Genomic DNA, 17,475 nt, shown 5'->3' on the forward strand with positions numbered 1-17,475 from the left:
CGTGATCGGACCCCTCCACCAGGAGCCCTGGTACGAGCGACGCTAGGAGCGGGAGCGCGCCGGATCATGACCGGAACCGACCATCTTCGGGCGGGCGGCGCACATGGTCAGTTCTGACCATCGACCGGCACGGGCGCCGGGCGTAACGTTGCTGACGTGTCCGGTTGGTCGGCGCAGGAGCTGCGGCGCCGGGGCGAGGCGGCACGGGGCTGGTTCGTCGGGCGCCAGGTCGAGCGCGCCCAGCTCCAGGAGGCCTGGGCGGCGGCCCGCGACGGGTCGCGCCAGGTCAGGTTCGTGGGCGGCGAGCCGGGGGCCGGCAAGTCGCGCCTCCTGGCGCAGCTCGCGGCGGACCTGCCGGACGACGGCGTGACCGTGCTCACCGGTGCGTGCCCGAGCACGCTCGCGTCACCGTACGAGCCGTTCGTGGCCCCGGTCGCCACGATGCGCGGGGCGATCGCCGACGGCCTGCTCCCGCTGGCCCGTCCCTCACCCGACCCCGACGAACAGGCCGTGGCGGACACGGTCGCGTTCCTGGACACGGTGGCGGGCGAGCGTCCGGCCGGGCAGGCGTCCCGTCGCGACCTGCTCGACGCCGTCGTCACCTCGGTGCGGTCGGCGGCCGCCGTCGAGCCGCTCGTGCTGCTGCTCGACGACGTGCACTGGGCGGGCGAGACCGCCTGGGAGCTGCTCTCGTACCTCGTGGAGCAGACGGCGGACCTCCGGCTGCTCCTCGTGGCGGCCCAGCGCGTGACCGCGACCGACCGGACCGACCACCTCGTCAACCACGTGGCCCGCCTCTACCGGCTGGACGGTGTGCGGCGCGTCGACCTGCCGCCGCTGGCAGCGGGCGACGTCGAGGAGTACCTGGTGCGGGAGGCGAAGGTGCCGGCCGCGCTGGCCGCGACCGCCGCGGTGGACCTGTGCGAGCGCACCGGCGGCAACGCGTACTTCGTCCGCGAGCTCGTGCAGACCCTGGGGGAGCGCGGCCCGACCGGGTTCGTGCAGCCTGGCCGGCGGACGCCGCCGTCGGTGCAGGACGCCGTCGAGGCGCGGCTGGGCGCCCTGGACCCCAGGGCGCGCGGAACGGTCGAGCACGCGGCCGTGATCGGCGACGTCGTCGACGTGGACCTGCTGGTCGCCGCCGGTGAGGCCCCGCCCGAGGCGGTGCTCGGCCACCTCGACGCCGCGGTCGACGCGTACCTCCTCGAACCGGTCGACGACGCGCCGTCCGCCGTCCGCTTCCGGCACGCCATCACCCGCGACGTCGTGCTCGGCACGATGCCGTCCGCCCGTCGCACGACGCTCCACCTGCGGGTCGCCCAGGCGCTGGAGGCACGCGGTGGCCGTGGCGCCGCCCACGTCGCCCAGGTGGCCCACCACTTCGAGGCGGCCTTCGTGCTGGGGTACCGTGCGGAGGCCGTGCGGTACCTGCGCCTCGCGGCGGTGCTGGCGGCGGAGGGCCTGGCGCACGACGAGGCCGCCGACCTCTACGAGCGCGCCGCGGCGATCGACGACGACCGGGCGCGCGCCGACGACGCCACTCTGCTCGCCGCCCGGGAACGCATGCTGACCGGCGCGTTCGTGCGGTCGCGGGCGCTCGCGGAACCGATCGCGGATGACGCGCGGTCGGCGCACAGACTCCGGGCCGCCGTGCAGTACGAGGACTCCAACTGGCGGACCAGCGTCGACGCGGGCAGGTCGGTCGAGCTGCTGCGGGACGCGCTCGCGTCGTCCGGCGATCAGGACGGCGAGCTCGAGGTTCGAGCGCTGGCGGGTCTTGGCCGTGCGCTCGTCTTTGACGGTGCCGGTGAGCAGGGTGGTGTCCTGGTCGAACGCTCGATCGTCCGCGCCCGCGAACTGGGGGACGATGATCTGCTCGCGGACGTCATGATTGCGTCGCTCGTTCTCGGTAGTGCGGTGACCGACGCCGAGGTCAAGCTCGCCAGGGCGGCCGACCTCGCCGAGCACTGTCTGCGAAACCATGACCTCTGGCGGCTCGGCCCGTCGGCCGCGTATCGCATCCTCCTGGGCTACCAGAACGGCGATCTGGCCGTCCTCCGAACCGCCCGGACCGACCTGCGCCTGGTCAATGAAGGCACCCGAGAGTTCCAGTTCTACTACTTCGCGGGATGTGTCGATTTCTCGCGGCACGTTGCTGCCGGAGACCTGGCGCGGGCCGCCCAGATGTCGGAGGAGGTCCTCGAGATCGGCGCTGCCCTGGAGCTCGAGTCGCACATCGGCCCGGATGGCCAGTACGGGGTGCAGCAGTTTGTGCTGCGCCGGGAGCGGGGTGACCTGGAGGAGGTCCGTGACCTGGTCAGCGGCCAGGAGGACTTCGACGAGCGCTGGGTGCCCGGCCTGCTCGCCCTCTACACGGAGCTCGGCATGGACGAGGCGGCGCGTCGTGCGCTGTGGTGGCTGATCGAGTCCGGGCCGACGCACTCGTCGCCCGGCACGCGGGCGGGTGTCCTCACCTTCCTGTCCGACGCGGCGGTCGCGCTCGGCGACGTGGAAGCTGGCCGACTCGTGCGCGCCGAGCTCGCTCCCTACGCCGGCCTCAACATCATGTTCGGCTCGCTCGTCAGCGCGATGGGCAGCGCCGACCGTTACCTGGGCTCCCTCGACGCCCTGCTGGGCACGGGGGACTGGGAGGCGGAGTTCGAGCGGGCCGAGGCGATGGACCGGGCGATGGGGGCGCATCTGCACGTCGCCCACACCCTGACCGCGCACGTGACGGCGCACGTCACCACAGGCGCCGACGGCTGCGACGTCAGGGCGCTCGCGGCCGAGGCCCGGCGCATCGCCACGTCGGCCGGGTCGCGGCGCGTGCTCCGCATGCTCGACACCGCGCTCGGCGAGCCCGACGGCGTCCGCGCGCGGCGCCCCGACGGGCTGACCGGGCGCGAGGTCGAGGTGCTGCGGCTCGTGGCGCAGGGGCTCAGCAACCGCGACATCGCGCGCTCGCTGGTCATCAGCGAGAACACGGCCGCCAACCACGTGCGCAGCATTCTGCTCAAGACCGGCTGCGAGAACCGCACCCGCGCCGCACGGTACGCGGCGACCCAGGGCCTGCTCGACTGACGGCCGGCTGCGTCTGACGGTCAGGCCCGTCTGCCAGCCAGCCAGAACTCAGACGACCGGTTCGAGAGCGCCGGACGGCAGCACCCGGCCCGCGACCTCGACCACGCGGTCCGCGGGGATCCCAGCCGCCGCGGCGGCTGTGAGGATCAGCTCGGCGGTAGGCGCCTCGTAGAGGCAGTACGACTTGCGGTGGTCGAGCGACAGGAACGAGTACAGCCAGCGCACCCCCTCGTTGGCATTGATCTCGTTGAGCTTCTCGAAGGCGCCCAGGTAGGGCTCGACGCGTTCGGCGTACGTTCGCTCGATGACATAGAGCGGCACGATGGACCTCCTTCAGTCCGGTCTCACGGGCAGCGCGGTACCGGCGCGCTCCACGTGGTGTTCGACCGGTTCGAGACGTAGTAGTCGCTGACCCAGCGGTTGCCGTACAGCTTGTCCCACACCGACGTCGTCCCGACCCTGCTCCCCGACGCCTGGCACATCACGGGGGCCAGGGCGCCGCGGCGCAGCGGGCTGCCGGTGGTCGGGAACGAGGCCCCCGGTCCGGTGCGCGCGTTCAGCGAGTCGACGGTCACCTGCCCCGGGTAGAGGCAGCGCGGCAGCGTCGACGAGAACCCGGTGTTCGACGGCGTCGAGACGTAGTAGTCGCTCGCCCACGCCCCGTTGGTCAGCCGGTCCCAGACCGACGTCGTGCCGACCCGCTGCCCGGTGGTCTGGCACACCACGAACAGCGTGGCACCCGGCGCATAGGTGCGGACGGCGGCGTAGGACGTCGCCGGGCCGCTCCGGACGTTCAGCGGATCCGTGCTCGTGACCTGGTACGTGCGCGCGACCGTGGCGACGGGCGCCTTGACGTTGTCGGAGTCGATGTTCATCGTCACCCCGCCGTGGGTCTCGCTGTGGTCGCCCTGGTACTGCTTGGCGCGCTGGTAGCTGGGCCAGTGCGAGTTCGGCGCCGTCGGCCAGTTGCTCAGCGAGGGGTCGCCGTCCCAGCGGGCCATCCAGACGGCGTCCGGCCGGGCGTACGTCGTCCAGTTGTAGGCGTCCGAGAGGTCGCGGATCCCCGAGTCCTGGTGCGCGTACACGCCCGCCAGGTACCCCGAGGCGTGCACCGTCTTGGTCCACGCCGACACGTACCGGTGCACCGCCGTCCGGCAGTTCGCGTCGGTCCGGTCGTAGTGCTCGACGTCCGCGTACAGGCCGCTGCCCGGCCGCACGCCCAGGGCCGCGGCCTGCGTCACGGCGTCCGCGCCGTCCGCGTTCCCGCGGGCCGTGGCATTGGCGGCGGTGTAGCGGTTCGGCTTGCTCGCGCCGAACTTGCAGTAGGGCTGGTAGCCGAAGTAGGTGGGCAACAGCTTCCACCCGCCCACGACGGCGTCGCGCACCCACGTCCGGGTCAGGTTTGGCTGGGCGCAGCCGCGGTTGTTGCCGCCGAAGTAGATGTTCACGACCTTGTACGGCGACGTGCCCCGCCAGGCCGCGAGCTGCGTGAGCGACGGCGCGGTGCAGGTGTCGAAGCCGAGGCCGTCCGCCCGGGTCCAGGTCGACCCGGACGTGTAGTACACCGGGGTCTCCGGCTCGGCGGCGGCGGGAAGCGCGAGCCCGCCGAGCAGGACGGCCAGGCTGCCGCCGAACGCCGCCAGGCTCCGGAGGATGGTGCGGGTGGCGGACATGGGGTACCTCCGTGGACAGGCCCCCTCACCTACCTCGGAGTGTCCGTCGCCCGAGGTCGCGGCGGCAGGGTCTTTGGTCCCGATCCTGGGGGCCTGCCGGATAGGGTCCGGTCATGACCGGCGCGAGCGAGGCAGGTTCCGGCGAGGCAGGTTCCGGTGAGACGGGTTCCGGCGACGCCGGTCCGGGCGGCGTCGGCCCCCGGCGCTACCAGGACGTGCATTCCGTGACCGTCGGCGCCCCGCCCGAGGAGGTCTGGCGCGCCGTCCTGGACCAGGTCGAGGTGCTCGGGCGGCCGGCCTGGTACGTGCACCTGATCGGCTGCCGTGACCGGCGGCCCGCGGGGCCGCGCCCGCTCACGGCGGGTGCGGTGGTGCCGGGCTTCCGGGTCCGGGCGGCGGAGCCGCCTGGCCGGCTCGTGCTCGACGGCGTCCACCGGTTCTCGGTCTACACCCTCACCTTCCGCCTCGTGCCCGACGGCGCCGCCACGCGGGTCGAGGCGCACACCGACGCGACCTTCCCGGGCGTGCTCGGCGCGATCTACCGCCTGCTGGTGATCGACTCCGGCTTCCACAGGATCGCGACCCGCAGCATCGTGACGCGCGTCCGACGCCGGGTTCCGGTGGCCTGACGGCGGGCTCGCCCACCCGGGTTCACCTGGACGTGGGGCAGGGTTCACGAAAACGAATGTGTCGGCCCCTCGTCGTGCGCAAGGATGACGGACGTGGACCCGCGAGCTGACGCTGCTGCCCTGGTGGCCGACCGTTACCCCGAGGCGCGCTGGGCGCTGCTCGCCGGCAGCGTGCTCGACCCCGGTTCCCGGACCGCGGGCTCCGACCTGGACATCGTGGTCTGCCTGCCGGACGACGCCGTCGGGCACCGCGACGCGCTGCGCTGGCGGGGCTGGCCGGTCGAGCTGTTCGTGAACACCGAGGCGGGGCACCGCTGGTTCATCGCCAAGGAGACGGCCCGGAGACGGCCGACGCTCGCGCGCATGATCGCGACGGGCGTGCTGGTGGCGGGCCCGGCCGGGGCGGTCGACGACCTGCAGGCCGAGTGCCGCGCCCTGCTGGATGCCGGCCCCGGCCCGGCGTCGGACACCGCGCTGGAGGACGCCCGGTACGGCGTCACGGACCTGCTGGACGACCTCGCGTACGCGCGGGACGGCGGCGAGGCGGACGTGGTGCGGTCCGTGCTCTGGGAGCGGGTCGGGCACCTCGCCCTGGCGGCGGCCGGACGGTGGGACGGCGGCGGCAAGTGGCTGCTGCGCGAGCTGCGCACCTGGGACCTGGGCTACGCCGCCCGGTGGGTCGCCGCCCGGCACGACGACCAGGCCATGGTCGACGTCGCCCGCGCCACCCTGGACGCTGCGGGCGGACCGCTCTTCGAGGGGTACCTGCGCCAGGCGCCCGTCGTCGACGAGCCGCCGGCGGCCCGGACCGTCGCGCCGGTCGTGGTGCGGCGCTCGGCCCGCGCGATCCTGCTCGACGACGCCGACCGCCTCGTGCTGATCAAGCGGACCGTGCGGGGCCGCGCGCCGTACTGGGTGACGCCCGGCGGCGGCGTCGAACCCGAGGACGCCTCGATCGAGGACGGGCTGCGCCGCGAGCTGATGGAGGAGCTGGGCGCCACGGCCGACGTCGTCCGCCAGGTGTTCCTGACCTCCCGGCCCAAGGACGCGGGCGTCGCCGTGCACCACTACTTCCTCGCGCGCGTGACCTCCATGGACCTGGCGCTGCGGTCCGGCCCGGAGTTCGAGGAGCCGATGCGCGGCACCTACGACGTCGAGCACGTCGACCTGCGCGACGAGAAGGCGCTCGCGGACGTCGACCTGGTGCCCACCGCGCTCAAGGCGTTCATCCGGTCCAACCGGCACGCGCTGCTCGCGGAGGCGCCGTGATCCCCGCGAAGGCGCCGTGATCCCCGCGGAGGCGCCGTGATCGAGGTCCCCGCGACCTTCCTCGCGATGCCGCGCTGGTGGACCGCGACAGCGGTCGAGGAGCAGTGGCTTGCCGACCTGCCGCGCCTGGTGGACGCCCGGTGCCGGCACTGGGGCCTGACGGTCGACGGCCTGCCCCGGCACGGTTCGAACGCGCTGGTCGTCCCCGTGCGCCGCGCCGGGTCGCCCGCCGCGCTGCGCCTGACGCCCCCCGCCGACGACACCGTCGCGCTCTCGACGGCGCTGGAGTTCTGGCGCGGCCACGGCGTGGTGGGGGAGCTCGAGGCGGACCCCGCGGCCGGGGCGCTCCTGCTGGACCGGCTCGACCCGGACCGCTCGCTCGTCCGCGAGCCCCTGGACGTCGCGCTCGCCGAGATCGGCCGGATCGCACGACGCCTCGCGATCCCCGCCGGCGACGACGTCGCGGCCGGCGTCGGTCACGTGGCGGACGACGTCGCCCGGCTGACCCCGCGCCTGCGCCCCGCCTGGGAGCACCTGGACCGGCCGTTCGACCCGGGTGTGCTGGACCTCGCGGCCGACGCCGCGGCCGTGATCCTCGCGGGCGACCGGGACCCGGTGGCCGTGAACGCCGACCTGCACTTCGACCAGGTGCTGCGGGACACGGACGGCCGGTGGTGCGTCGTCGACCCCGTGCTGCGGCGGGGTGACGCCGAGCGGACGGCGGTGAACGTGCTCTGGCACCGGGTGGACGAGATGACCGACGCGGAGATCCCGGGCTGGTTCGACGTGCTGGTCGGGGCCGCCGAGCTCGACCCCGCGCTGGCCCGGGCGTGGGCGCTGTGGCGGGTCGTCGACTACTGGGTGTGGGGACTGGACAACGGCCTCACCCAGGACCCGCCCCGGTGCGCCCGGCTCGTCGGCGCCCTGGCCTGACCGCGGCGCGCACCGCGCCGGCGGCGTCCCGACCTGCGTTCGCGGCCTGCTGACGCGTGGCCCAGGATGGTGCCGACAGGCACCGGCGGCGAGAGCCGGCGCCGCGATCACCGGAGGACGTCGTGGGCTCCACCAAGTCGGGCGGCAGCACCCAGCACCGTGGGGGCGGCCTGAAGCGGCTCGTCACGCTCGTGACCATCGGCCTGGCGGTCGCGGCGGTGGTCAAGGAGCTGCGCCTGCCGGAGGAAGAACGCACGTGGAACGGGAAGGTCGCGGCCGTGGTGCCGTACGACTTCCGGTTCCCGACGCTGGAGCGCGCCAAGGAACGGCTGTGGGACCCGGAGGCGGAGCACGTCATCGGGCCGCGCGTCTTCGGCGTGGGCTGGGCCGTCAACGTGGGCCGGGTCGTCGCGCTGGTCCGGGAGAAGCTCGACGTCTGAGTCGCTCGGCGGCCGAGTCGTTCAGCGCGGGTCGCTCAGCGCGACGGCGGCGTCAGGCCTCGGACCAGGGCCGTGAGGCCCACGTCGAACTCGTGCTCGGGGCCGAGGCCGGCGACGGCCCGGACGACGTCCGCGAGGTGGTCGGCGCCCTCGACGACGTCGGCGTCGGCGCCGTCCGCCAGGACCGCCTGCCCGCCGGGTGCCGACTGCTCCTCCAGGGTCGCCCCGATCGTGTAGCGGGAGACGGCGATGAACGCCAGCACCGCGTCCGGACCGGTGAATCCCTGCGCCTCCAGGTGGGCGACCTGGGCGACGGAGTTGGCGAGGTTCGGCGCCCGCGGCCCGGTCGAGGCGATCAGTCGCGCGCCGTCGCGCACGGCGAGCATGGCGCGGCGCAGGCTGCGCGCGTTGCGCAGGAGGAACGCGTCCCAGCTCTCGTCGGGCTCGGGCAGGCGTTCGGTGTGCTCGCGGTCGAGCACCTCGGCCGCGACGGCGGCCAGCAGCTCCGCCTTGTTCCGGAAGTGGTGGTACAGCGCGGGCTGCTGCACCCCGAGCCGCCGCGCCACGCCGTGGCTCGACAGCCCGTCCAGGCCGCGCTCGTCCAGCGTCTCGAGGGCCGCGGCGACGATCGTGGGCCGGTCCAGTCGCGGGCGGGTGCGTGGCATGGCCCGACTCTAGCCAGGTTGGTCCTTATCAGTGATAATCACGAGTGATACTTATCAGTGATAAGGAGCGTCGCGGGAGCGGCGCGCGACAAGGGGAGCTGCGATGACCGACGAGCGGACGACGGCACGGCCCGGGGCGGAAGTCGTGCAGGCGGGCCCGCGCACGGCGCGCAACCGTGGCGCGGCGTGGACGCTCGTGGTCCTCACGCCGCTCATCGCGGAGCTCGCGCTGGGCTCGACGCCGGTCCGGATGGCCTGGCTGGTGCTGCTCTGGATGCCGGTCTACGGCGCGGGCGTGCTGCTGATCCGCGAGCTGGTGGCCCGGCGCGGGCGGGGCTGGCCGAGCATCCTGCTGCTGGCGCTGGCGTACGAGCTCGTCGAGGACGGGATCGGGCTGCAGGCGCTGACCAGCCCGCACCTGTACGACGCCGCGTCGTGGGGCGCGCGGGTGCTCGGCGTCAACCTGCCCTACTTCGAGGCGAACGCGATCTACCACGCGGTGTTCACCGTCTGCATCCCGATCACGCTGACCAACCTGCTCTTCCCCGCGCACCGGGGCCGCCCGTACCTCGGCGTGCCCGGGACGGTCGTCGCCGCGGTCGTCGCGGTGCTCGGCGTCGGGCTGCTGCGCACCGTCTCGCTGTCGGAGGACGCGGGCTACCAGGCGCCGGCCCCGTTCGTGCTCGGGGTCGCCGTGCTGGTGGTCGTGCTCGGGATCGTCGCCCTGTACGTCGTGCCGCCGGCGCGCGGGCGGACCGCTCCCGGCGACGGCGCCGCTCCCGGCGACGCAGCCGCTCCCGGCGACCCGGCCGCTGCGCCCGGCCGGGCCGACGTCCGTGCCGAGGCCGGCAGCGCGTCCGTCCCGTCCCGGGGCATGCTCTTCGGGGCGTCCGGGCTGGCCACGCTGGTCTTCTTCGGCCTGTCGTTCCCGGTGTTCGGCGCCCGGCAGCCGGCGTTCACGCAGGGGTGGTTGGTGCTGGTCCCGATGGCGCTGACCGCCGTCGGCGCCGTGGCCTGCTACCGCTACCTGACCCGGACGGCGGCCCGGCCCGGGTGGACGCCGCGGCACACGCTGGCTCTCGTCGGGGGAGCGCTGGTGGCGCACTCGCTCGGCGGGCTGGTGATCATGGCGCACACGACGGTGGACAGGGTCGGGCTGGTCGTGATCATCGGGCTGACCGTCGGCGGGCTGCTGCTCGTCGACCGGCGCCTCCGGCGCTGACCCGCCCGTTCCGGCGCGCTAGTGCTCGGCGTCCCACCGTGCGATCTCGGAATCCTTCGCCCCGCCGGACATGTCGACGACCTCGCCGTCGGGCCCGTAGGTGACCGAGGCGTCGTCGTACGGGCCGGAGCCCCAGACGTGGATCTCGTAGGCCAGGCCGGTGTCGCCGAACGCCGGGTTCGGCACGCGGACCTGGACGGTGACCAGGTCCTCCGGCTCGAAGCCCGCCTGCTGCGGCAGCCGGTCGGCGAGCTCCTGGAGCGATCCCCAGTCGACGTCGGCGGCGTCGAAGGTCTGCAGCGGCAGCTCGTCGCCGCTCGGCTGGATGGGCGACGGTTCGCGCCGCTCCACGTCGTCGCGCGCCCAGACCATGTCGTCGGTGTTGTCGGAGCCCGGGGCGGCGGGCACCGTCGCGGTGGCGGTGGTGCTGCCGAGGCCGACGTCCGTGAAGGCGCTGTCCCCGGCCTCGGCGACGAACGCGTCGACCACCTCCTGGGCGCGCGCCGGGTCGAGCGTGCTGGCCGCCCGGTCGACGCGCCGCTCCTGGGCCGCGGAGACCTCGAGGAGCGGGGTGCCGGTGAGCAGTGCGGCGATGTCCTCGCGCACCGGCTGGAGCCGGACGGCGAAACCGACGAGGACCAGGAGGGCGAGCACGGCCGCCGGGATCTTCACGAACCCGCGGGCGTCACGGCCGACGGGCACGCGGCCGGCTGGCACCGGGGCGGCGGCCCACTCGGCCGGCTCGTCCATCCGGGCTACCGCGTCGGCGTCCGCGGCCTTCTCCCGCCACGACGGCGGCGGCGACTGGAGCAGGGTGACGCCCGGGGCGTCGGCCTGCTCCTGCAGCACCACGACCACGGCCCCCGGCTGGAACTGCGGCAGGCGGGTCGCGTCGATGAGCGCGCGGGTGGTGGTCGCGTACGCCGGGCGGGTCCGGGCGGCGACGGCGAGCCGCAGCTCGGCCACGGGGTTGCCGTCGAGCTCGCTCCCGGTCGAGGAGATGTCCAGCACCTTGGCCAGGTGCAGGCGTCCCTCGCGCTCCGCGGTGACCACGACGTCGACCGGCGGCGCCGTGCGCAGCGCGTTGGTCCGGCCGACGCCCGTGAGGGTGGTCGCGACGGCCGTCAGCATGACCGCCGTGCTGCTCACGACCAGCGCGACGGGCAGCCACCAGGCGGGGGCGCCGTGATCGAGCCGGAGGCCGATCAGGAGGAGGCAGGCGAGGGCGAACCCCACGGCGAGAGAGCGCACGATCCGGATCACGCGGCAAGTATTCCGGACGCCACTGACACGACCTAGCCGGCGATCGTGAGGATTCCCCTGGTCAGGGCCGTGACCGCGCCCGCCACCGCCACGGTGACCGCGATGCGGGAGGCGGCCGAGGTCGGCAGCCGGCGGGCCAGGAGGTTGCCGAACGCCACCCCCGCGAGCACCGCGGCGAGCAGGACCGGCCAGACCCACCAGGCGGGGGCGGAGCCGGCCGGGATCGCGCCGAAGCCCAGCTTGGTGACCACCGACATGACGTTCATGACCACGAGCAGCGGCTGCATCGTCGCGGCGAACGACCGGTGCTCCCAGCGGGTGGCCAGCGCGTACGCGGTCCAGGCGGGCGCCGCCACGCCCGAGGTCGTGTTCATGAAGCCCGCCGCCAGCCCGGTGACGACGGCGACCGGACGGCCCTGGATCCGCACCCGCCGCCGCAGCACGGCCGAGGCGCCCAGCGCGACCAGCACGGACCCGCCCACGATCACGTCGAGCCACGCGGTGTCGGCCTCGCGGACCGTCAGCGCGCCGAGCACGGAGCCCACGAGCATGAGCGGCAGGATCGTCACCACGCGCCGCCAGTCCACGCCGTCCCGCAGCGCCCGCAGGATGAGCAGCGCCGTGACGATCGCGGCCACGTTGCTGACCAGCACACCCACCGACGCGCCGAGGAACACCGTGAGCACCGGCGCGGCCACCATGCCGACGCCCATCCCGGCTACGCGCTGCAGCCCTGCCCCGAGGACGACGGCCAGGCACGCTGCGATCAGGGCCGTCGTCTCCACCCGGTCACGCTAACCCCGATACCGGCCCGCGCCGGGCCGTGACGGCCCTGATCAGCGGCCGGTCAGTGTTGCGTCTCCCACACCGTGACGGCCACGCACGTGGCGCGCCGTCCGGTCAGCGGGCCCGTGGCCACACGGCGGTAAACCGGGCGCCGCCGTCGGGCGACTCGCCGACGGCGGCCCGGCCGCCCCGGCGGCGGACGAGCTCGGCGACCAGCGCGAGGCCCAGCCCGGCGCCGCCCGAGGTGCGCGCGCGGTCGTCGGACACCCGGTAGAAGCGGTCGAACACCTTGTCCCGGTGCTCGGGCCGCACCCCGGGGCCGTCGTCGTCGACGAGCACGCGCACGGTGGACCGGCCCGCGAGCACCGACACCACGACCCGCGTGCGGGCGTACCGGCAGGCGTTGCGCAGCAGGTTGTCCAGCACGAGCCCGGTCTCCGTGCGCGCCGCGGCCGCCCAGACCTGGTCGGCGGCGGCGTTGACCACGATCGGCACCGGCTGCTCCCCGGCGCGTGCCACCGCCGCGTGCACCTCGCCCACCAGGTCCACGTCGTCCGCCGGCGGCAGCTCCCCGGCGTCCGAGCGGGCCAGCGCCAGCAGCCCGTCGAGCAGGGCCGACAGTCGTTCGGCGTCCGCCAGCACGTCGGCGTGCACCTCCTGCGAGAGCGCCGGGTCGGGGTCGGCCACCGCGACCTCCGACTGGAGGCGGATGGACGCCACGGGCGAGCGGAGCTCGTGCGCGGCGTCGCCCGTGAACCGGCGCAGCCGCTCCGTGGTGGCCTCCTGCCGGTCCAGCAGCTCGTTGAAGTCGTCGGCCAGGGCACGCAGCTCGCGGGCCGTGCCGGCGGGCACCTCCACGCGTGCGCCGGGGGCGAGCCGGCGCACGGACCGGCGCATCCGGGCGACCGGGACCAGCGCGGACCCGACGGCGAACCAGATAGCAACCCCCGCCACCACGGTTCCGACGAGAGCCGTGACCAGCAGCCACCGGCTGCCCGACGCCTCGGCGGCGCGCTGCCCCACGAGCCCTGTGCCGACCACCACGAGCCGCTGGCTCCCGTCGGGCGCCGTGACCACGGAGCCCTGCCAACGCACCTGCCGCCGGTCGCCCGCTGTGACCGGGGTCCCGGCCTTCAGGGCGCGCACCTGGTCGCGCGTCAGGGCGGGCGGCGGGGCGTCGTCGATGGCACCGCCCGCGGTGTCCAGCACGCGCACCTCCAGGCCGTCGGCCGGGGCGGGCTCCGTGCCGGCGACGACGTCGTGGGCGGCGCCGCTGAGCGCCGTCCGGAGCTCGTCGTCCACGGCGCCCGTCAGGAGCGGCCCGAGGCCCCGGCCCGCGACCAGCGCCAGACCCAGCAGGCAGACCAGCGTGACCGCCGTGGCGAGGGCGGTGATCCGCAGGCGCAGCGAGACGCCCGCCCAGGGCGCCCCCGTCCGGTGCCCGCCGGGCGCCGCCCGCACTAGGGCGCGCCCCCGAGCCGGTACCCCTGCCCCCGGACGGTCCGGACCAGGTCACCGGCGCCGGCTGCCGCCAGCTTGCGGCGCAGGTAGCCCACGTACACCTCGACGACGTTCCGGGTCGCGGCCTGCTCGTCGCCCCAGACCTCGGTCAGCAGCTCCTGCTTGGTCCACACCGTCCCGGCGCGCGAGGCCAGCGCCACGAGCAGCGCGTACTCGCGCGGGCTCAGGGGCACGTCGACCTCGGCGTAGCGGACGGCGCGGGCCCCGCGGTCGACGGTCAGCGGCCCGAGCCGGATCGGCTCCCGCGTGGTGCCCGGGGCCGCGCGGCGCAGGACGGCGCGGAGCTGGGCGAGCAGGACCACGAACGAGAACGGCTTGACCACGTAGCCGTCGGCGCCGAGGTCCAGCCCGTCGGCCTGGTCCACCTCGCCGTCCTTCGCGGAGACGAGCAGCACCGGGGTGGTGACGCCGGCGGACCGCAGCTCCTGCAGCACGCGGTACCCGGACAGGCCCGGGATCATGATGTCCAGCAGCACCGCGTCGAACGACCCGGTCCGGGCCAGGCGCAGCGCGGTCGGGCCGTCGGCCGCGACCGTGACGTCCATGCCCTGGGCGCGCAGGCCGCGGTCCAGCGCCTTGCGCACGCCCGGCTCGTCGTCGACCACGAGAATCTGCGGCCTCATGCCTGCCAGCATGCCGCACGCGGCGGCCGGTGCGTAGGCGGACGAGTGCGCTGGTGGGCGTGTCGTGCCCGGCGCCCGCCTCTCAGCGAGGTCTCAGCCGCCCTGGGGGATCGTGGAAGGAGCACGAGGGAAGCACACTGGTACCGGACGCGAAGGAGCGGGACATGAGGCCGAGGACGAAGGCGCTGGTCGCCGCCGGGTCGGGGATCGCGGTCGGGCTAGGCGGGCTGGCGTTCACCGCGCTGCCCGCGGGCGCGGACGACGACCCGGTCCTCCCCACGATCGACGCGGAGCAGCTCGTGACCTCCGCGCTGGAGGCCACGCCGCCCGCGTTCGACGGCGTGGCCGAGGTGAGCAACGAGCTCGGGCTGCCCGCCGTGCCCGGGGCCGACGCCCTCGACTTCGAGTCGGTGCGGGTCTTCCACGACGGCGCGCAGGCCGCCCGGGTCCAGGTCGAGCGGCCGACGTCGGAGCTGACGTTCGTGAAGAACGCCGACGAGGCGTGGGCCTACGACTCGCAGGAGAACAGCGCGCGGCACCTCACCTGGGACGACGCGGACCTCGCGACGGCCAGGGCCCAGGCGGAGAAGCACGCCGACGAGCGCGCGGGGGAGCAGGGGCACCCCGAGGCGCGGATGGCGGACCCGTCGCAGGCGGCGACCGAGATCATCGAGCACCTGCGCCCGACCAGCGACATCGTCGTGGACGGCACGGCGCGCGTCGCCGACCGCGCTGCCTACGAGCTCGTGCTCACGCCCAAGCCGTCGGAGAAGACGCTGCTGCGCGAGGTCACGGTGGCGATCGACGAGCAGACGCGCGTGCCGCTGCGGTTCGACGTGTACGCGAACGGCAGGTCCGAACCGGTCCTGTCGCTCGGCTTCACCGAGTTCGCGGTGGGCGCGCAGGACGCCGGCCTGTTCGAGTTCACGCCCCCGGCCGGCGCGAAGGTCGAGACCACCGACGCGGGCGACGTCGCGAAGGCGCACGGCGAGCACGCCGGGCAGGCCGGCGAGCCGGGCGGCCCCGCGGAGGGCCTGACGACGGTCGGCGACGGCTGGGACGCGGTGCTGGTGGGCACGGTGCCCGCCGACGCGCTGGGCCGGGATCTTGCGGGCTCGGGGTCCGACGACGGCGCGGCCGGGAGCGAGGGCTTCCTCGGCGGCGCGGATTCGGCGGGCGGCGAGCAGGACGTCGCCGGGCTGCTGGCGCAGATCGGCCGGCCGGTGTCCGGGGCCTTCGGCTCCGGCTCGTACGTCCGGATCGCCGTCGGCGGCGCGATCGTCACCGACGACGGCCAGTTCGCGGCCGGCGCGGTGCCCCGGCAGATGCTCGTCGACGCCCTGGACCAGCAGTGACCGGACCAGCGACCGGACCAGCGACAGGGCCGGCCACCGGACCGGTGGCGACCGCGGCGCAGACCGCGGTCGCCGCCCGGACGCGGGGCCTGCGCAAGGTCTACCGCGGCACGGTCGCCGTGGACGGCGTCGACCTGGAGGTGCCGGAGGGCGCCGTGGTCGGGATGCTGGGGCCCAACGGCTCCGGCAAGACGACGACCATCCGGATGCTGCTCGGTCTCGTCCAACCGACCGAGGGGGAGATCGAGCTGCTGGGCGTCCCCGTCCCGGGGGCCGTGGACCGGGTGCTCCCGCACGTCGGTGCGCTCGTGGAGGGGCCGGGTTTCCATCCCTTCCTGTCCGGCCGGGAGAACCTGCTGCGGTTCGCCGCCGCCGAGCCCCTGCTGTCCGGGCGGGAGCTGGACGGCGCCGTGTCCGCGGCGCTGGAGCGGGTGGGCCTGGCGGGCGCGGCCCGCAAGAAGTACCGCGCGTACTCGCTGGGCATGAAGCAGCGCCTGGGGCTCGCCTCCGCGCTGCTGGTCCCGCGCCGGCTCGTGGTGCTGGACGAGCCGACGAACGGCCTCGACCCGGCCGGTACGCAGGAGGTGCGCCGGATCATCGCGGAGCTGCACGCCCAGGGGGTGACGGTGCTCGTCTCGTCGCACCTCCTGGCGGAGGTCGAGGCCACGTGCACCCACGTCGTCGTGCTGAACGCGGGCGTCGTCGTGGCGCAGGGCCCGCTGGACGACCTGCTGGAGTCCGGCAACCCCACGCTGCTCGTCACCACCGCCGACGGCGCCGCCGCGGCGGCCGCCCTGCGCGAGCAGCGGGTCACCGCGTGGCTCGCCCCGGCCGGCGTGCGCGTGGACCTCACGGGCACGACGCCGGCGACCGTGATCGAGACGCTGGTCCGGGCCGGGGTCCGGGTCGACGAGGCCCGGCGGGAGCGCACCGGGCTGGAGGACGTCTTCGCGCGGCTCACGCACGACCTCGGGGAGGCCCCGGGCGAGCGCGCCGCCGCCGAGCCCGGCGCCGCCCAGCGCGTCACGGCCGAGCCCGGCGCCGGGCCCGCCGAACCCGTGCCCGACCGGGAGCCGGCCCGATGACGGCCACGGACCCGGCACAAGCCCCGGTCACCACCCCGGACCCGGCGCCGGCCCGGCTCCGCGCCCCGGTCGGCCGCCTGCTGCGGGCCGAGCTGCGGTGGATCTTCCGGCGTCCGCGGACGCTGGTGGTGCTGGGCCTGCTGACGGTGCTCCCGGTGATCACCGGCATCGCCGTGGACCTGACGGCGGGCGGCGCCGCCCCCGGGGCGGGCGGCGCGAGCCCGGACGGGCCGCCCGGCGGGGAGCCGCCGATCTTCGTGACCATGGCGACCAGCGCGTTCGTGCTGCCGCTGGGCTCGCTCATGACGCTGCTGATGCTCCTGCTGCCGCTCACGGTGGCCATGGCCGCCGGGGACGCGCTGGCCGGGGAGCAGTCCCACGGGGCGCTGCGCGGCTGGCTGCTCGCGCCCGTGGCCCGCGGCCGGCTGCTCGTGGTCAAGGCCGTGGGCGTGCTGGCGGTCGCGCTGGTCGCGGCCACGCTCGTCGTCGCGTCCGGCTTCGTCACCGGGCTGGTCCTGGCCGGGGCGGACAACCTCGCGTCGATGTCCGGGACCGAGCTGTCCGTCGGGGAGGTGCTGGGACGGCTGGCCGTCGCGATCGCCTGGGCCACGCTCTACCTGATGGCGGTGGGCGCGGTGGCGCTGGCCATCTCGGCGTCCACCGAGCACCCCATGCTGGTGGTGGTGAGCGTGCTCGGCGGGCTCATCGTGTCCGGGGTGCTGCTGCAGATCTCGGCGCTGGACTGGCTGCACCCGTACCTGCTGCCGCAGTCGCTGGGCAGCCTCGTCGACCTGATCCGGGACCCCGTGGCGACCGGCGGCCTGGGAGAGGGCGCGTTCCGGTCGCTGTGCTACCTGGTGATCGGCATGTCGCTGGCCTACGCCCGGCTCACGACGCGCGACGGCTGAGCGCACGAACGCCGTCGCGCAC

16 protein-coding genes are annotated in these 17,475 nt (G+C 75.1%); 9 read left to right on the plus strand and 7 right to left on the minus strand.

The features are described 5' to 3' along the window. The first annotated feature begins 156 nt into the window (after positions 1-156). Positions 157-3,081 carry an ATP-binding protein gene (locus tag ACFV9Q_RS24220; protein ID WP_377236519.1) on the plus strand — a complete coding sequence of 975 codons (2,925 nt, stop codon included), beginning with the start codon at positions 157-159 and terminating at the stop codon, positions 3,079-3,081. Between the two features lie 48 nt (positions 3,082-3,129). On the opposite strand, the gene ACFV9Q_RS24225 is transcribed toward ACFV9Q_RS24220, so the two are convergent. Together ACFV9Q_RS24225 and ACFV9Q_RS24230 are read right to left on the minus strand one after the other, a co-directional pair. Beyond that, positions 3,130-3,402: a DUF4242 domain-containing protein gene (locus ACFV9Q_RS24225; RefSeq protein WP_377236520.1), complete on the minus strand. Its 273-nt coding sequence runs from the start codon at positions 3,400-3,402 to the stop codon at positions 3,130-3,132. Positions 3,403-3,425: 23 nt separating this feature from the next. After that, a complete protein-coding gene (locus tag ACFV9Q_RS24230) occupies positions 3,426-4,754 on the minus strand; it encodes a glycoside hydrolase domain-containing protein (protein ID WP_377236521.1) in 1,329 nt (442 codons plus the stop codon). Between the two features lie 113 nt (positions 4,755-4,867). Here ACFV9Q_RS24230 and ACFV9Q_RS24235 point away from each other — a divergent pair, with 113 nt between their 5' ends. From ACFV9Q_RS24235 to ACFV9Q_RS24250, 4 genes are all read left to right on the plus strand, one after another. Beyond that, positions 4,868-5,383 (plus strand): SRPBCC family protein, encoded by a 516-nt coding sequence (locus tag ACFV9Q_RS24235; RefSeq protein WP_377236522.1) that lies wholly within the window; start codon positions 4,868-4,870, stop codon positions 5,381-5,383. Positions 5,384-5,476: 93 nt separating this feature from the next. Further along, entirely contained in the window at positions 5,477-6,652 is a 1,176-nt protein-coding gene (locus ACFV9Q_RS24240) for an NUDIX domain-containing protein (protein ID WP_377236523.1), read from the plus strand. A gap of 36 nt (positions 6,653-6,688) precedes the next feature. Next, positions 6,689-7,585, plus strand: a complete 897-nt coding sequence (locus ACFV9Q_RS24245) for an aminoglycoside phosphotransferase family protein (protein ID WP_377236524.1) — start codon at positions 6,689-6,691, stop codon at positions 7,583-7,585. 122 nt (positions 7,586-7,707) lie between these two features. After that, a complete protein-coding gene (locus tag ACFV9Q_RS24250; protein ID WP_377227780.1) occupies positions 7,708-8,025 on the plus strand; it encodes a DUF5808 domain-containing protein in 318 nt (105 codons plus the stop codon). A gap of 35 nt (positions 8,026-8,060) precedes the next feature. Here ACFV9Q_RS24250 and ACFV9Q_RS24255 read toward each other — a convergent pair whose 3' ends face one another. Beyond that, on the minus strand, positions 8,061-8,690 hold the full coding sequence (locus tag ACFV9Q_RS24255; protein ID WP_377236525.1) for a TetR/AcrR family transcriptional regulator C-terminal domain-containing protein: 630 nt from the start codon (positions 8,688-8,690) through the stop codon (positions 8,061-8,063). Positions 8,691-8,793: 103 nt separating this feature from the next. Here ACFV9Q_RS24255 and ACFV9Q_RS24260 point away from each other — a divergent pair, with 103 nt between their 5' ends. Next, positions 8,794-9,912: a hypothetical protein gene (locus tag ACFV9Q_RS24260; RefSeq protein ID WP_377236526.1), complete on the plus strand. Its 1,119-nt coding sequence runs from the start codon at positions 8,794-8,796 to the stop codon at positions 9,910-9,912. Positions 9,913-9,930: 18 nt separating this feature from the next. Here the strand turns inward: ACFV9Q_RS24260 and ACFV9Q_RS24265 are convergent, their stop codons facing one another. From ACFV9Q_RS24265 to ACFV9Q_RS24280, 4 genes are all read right to left on the minus strand, one after another. Beyond that, a complete protein-coding gene (locus tag ACFV9Q_RS24265; RefSeq protein ID WP_377236527.1) occupies positions 9,931-11,175 on the minus strand; it encodes a hypothetical protein in 1,245 nt (414 codons plus the stop codon). A 32-nt stretch (positions 11,176-11,207) separates the two neighbouring features. Then, positions 11,208-11,960 (minus strand): TSUP family transporter, encoded by a 753-nt coding sequence (locus tag ACFV9Q_RS24270; RefSeq protein ID WP_377236528.1) that lies wholly within the window; start codon positions 11,958-11,960, stop codon positions 11,208-11,210. Between the two features lie 115 nt (positions 11,961-12,075). After that, positions 12,076-13,422, minus strand: a complete 1,347-nt coding sequence (locus ACFV9Q_RS24275) for a sensor histidine kinase (protein WP_377236529.1) — start codon at positions 13,420-13,422, stop codon at positions 12,076-12,078. Then, entirely contained in the window at positions 13,422-14,105 is a 684-nt protein-coding gene (locus ACFV9Q_RS24280; protein WP_377236530.1) for a response regulator transcription factor, read from the minus strand. Before ACFV9Q_RS24280 ends, ACFV9Q_RS24275 begins: the two co-directional genes overlap by 1 nt. A 164-nt stretch (positions 14,106-14,269) precedes the next feature. On the opposite strand from ACFV9Q_RS24280, the gene ACFV9Q_RS24285 reads away from it, so the two are divergent. Genes ACFV9Q_RS24285 through ACFV9Q_RS24295 form a run of 3 tightly spaced genes read left to right on the plus strand, consistent with a single transcriptional unit; the run spans position 14,270 to position 17,453 of the window. Then, positions 14,270-15,460 (plus strand): outer membrane lipoprotein carrier protein LolA, encoded by a 1,191-nt coding sequence (locus ACFV9Q_RS24285; protein ID WP_377236531.1) that lies wholly within the window; start codon positions 14,270-14,272, stop codon positions 15,458-15,460. Beyond that, positions 15,457-16,545 (plus strand): ABC transporter ATP-binding protein, encoded by a 1,089-nt coding sequence (locus ACFV9Q_RS24290; protein ID WP_377236532.1) that lies wholly within the window; start codon positions 15,457-15,459, stop codon positions 16,543-16,545. Before ACFV9Q_RS24285 ends, ACFV9Q_RS24290 begins: the two co-directional genes overlap by 4 nt. After that, positions 16,542-17,453 carry a hypothetical protein gene (locus tag ACFV9Q_RS24295; RefSeq protein ID WP_377236533.1) on the plus strand — a complete coding sequence of 304 codons (912 nt, stop codon included), beginning with the start codon at positions 16,542-16,544 and terminating at the stop codon, positions 17,451-17,453. The genes ACFV9Q_RS24290 and ACFV9Q_RS24295 overlap by 4 nt, the downstream gene beginning before the upstream one ends. Positions 17,454-17,475: the final 22 nt, after the last annotated feature.

This window comes from Promicromonospora sp. NPDC059942, assembly GCF_042731755.1.
GTDB lineage: Bacteria > Actinomycetota > Actinomycetes > Actinomycetales > Cellulomonadaceae > Promicromonospora.

Bases quoted from the DNA above. Each gene is read 5' to 3' on its own strand.
- ACFV9Q_RS24230 (WP_377236521.1), bottom strand. From the start codon at position 4,754: ATGTCCGCCACCCGCACCATCCTCCGGAGCCTGGCGGCGTTCGGCGGC.
- ACFV9Q_RS24255 (WP_377236525.1), bottom strand. From the start codon at position 8,690: ATGCCACGCACCCGCCCGCGACTGGACCGGCCCACGATCGTCGCCGCG.
- ACFV9Q_RS24285 (WP_377236531.1), top strand. From the start codon at position 14,270: ATGAGGCCGAGGACGAAGGCGCTGGTCGCCGCCGGGTCGGGGATCGCG.
- ACFV9Q_RS24235 (WP_377236522.1), top strand. From the start codon at position 4,868: ATGACCGGCGCGAGCGAGGCAGGTTCCGGCGAGGCAGGTTCCGGTGAG.
- ACFV9Q_RS24280 (WP_377236530.1), bottom strand. From the start codon at position 14,105: ATGAGGCCGCAGATTCTCGTGGTCGACGACGAGCCGGGCGTGCGCAAG.
- ACFV9Q_RS24260 (WP_377236526.1), top strand. From the start codon at position 8,794: ATGACCGACGAGCGGACGACGGCACGGCCCGGGGCGGAAGTCGTGCAG.
- ACFV9Q_RS24295 (WP_377236533.1), top strand. From the start codon at position 16,542: ATGACGGCCACGGACCCGGCACAAGCCCCGGTCACCACCCCGGACCCG.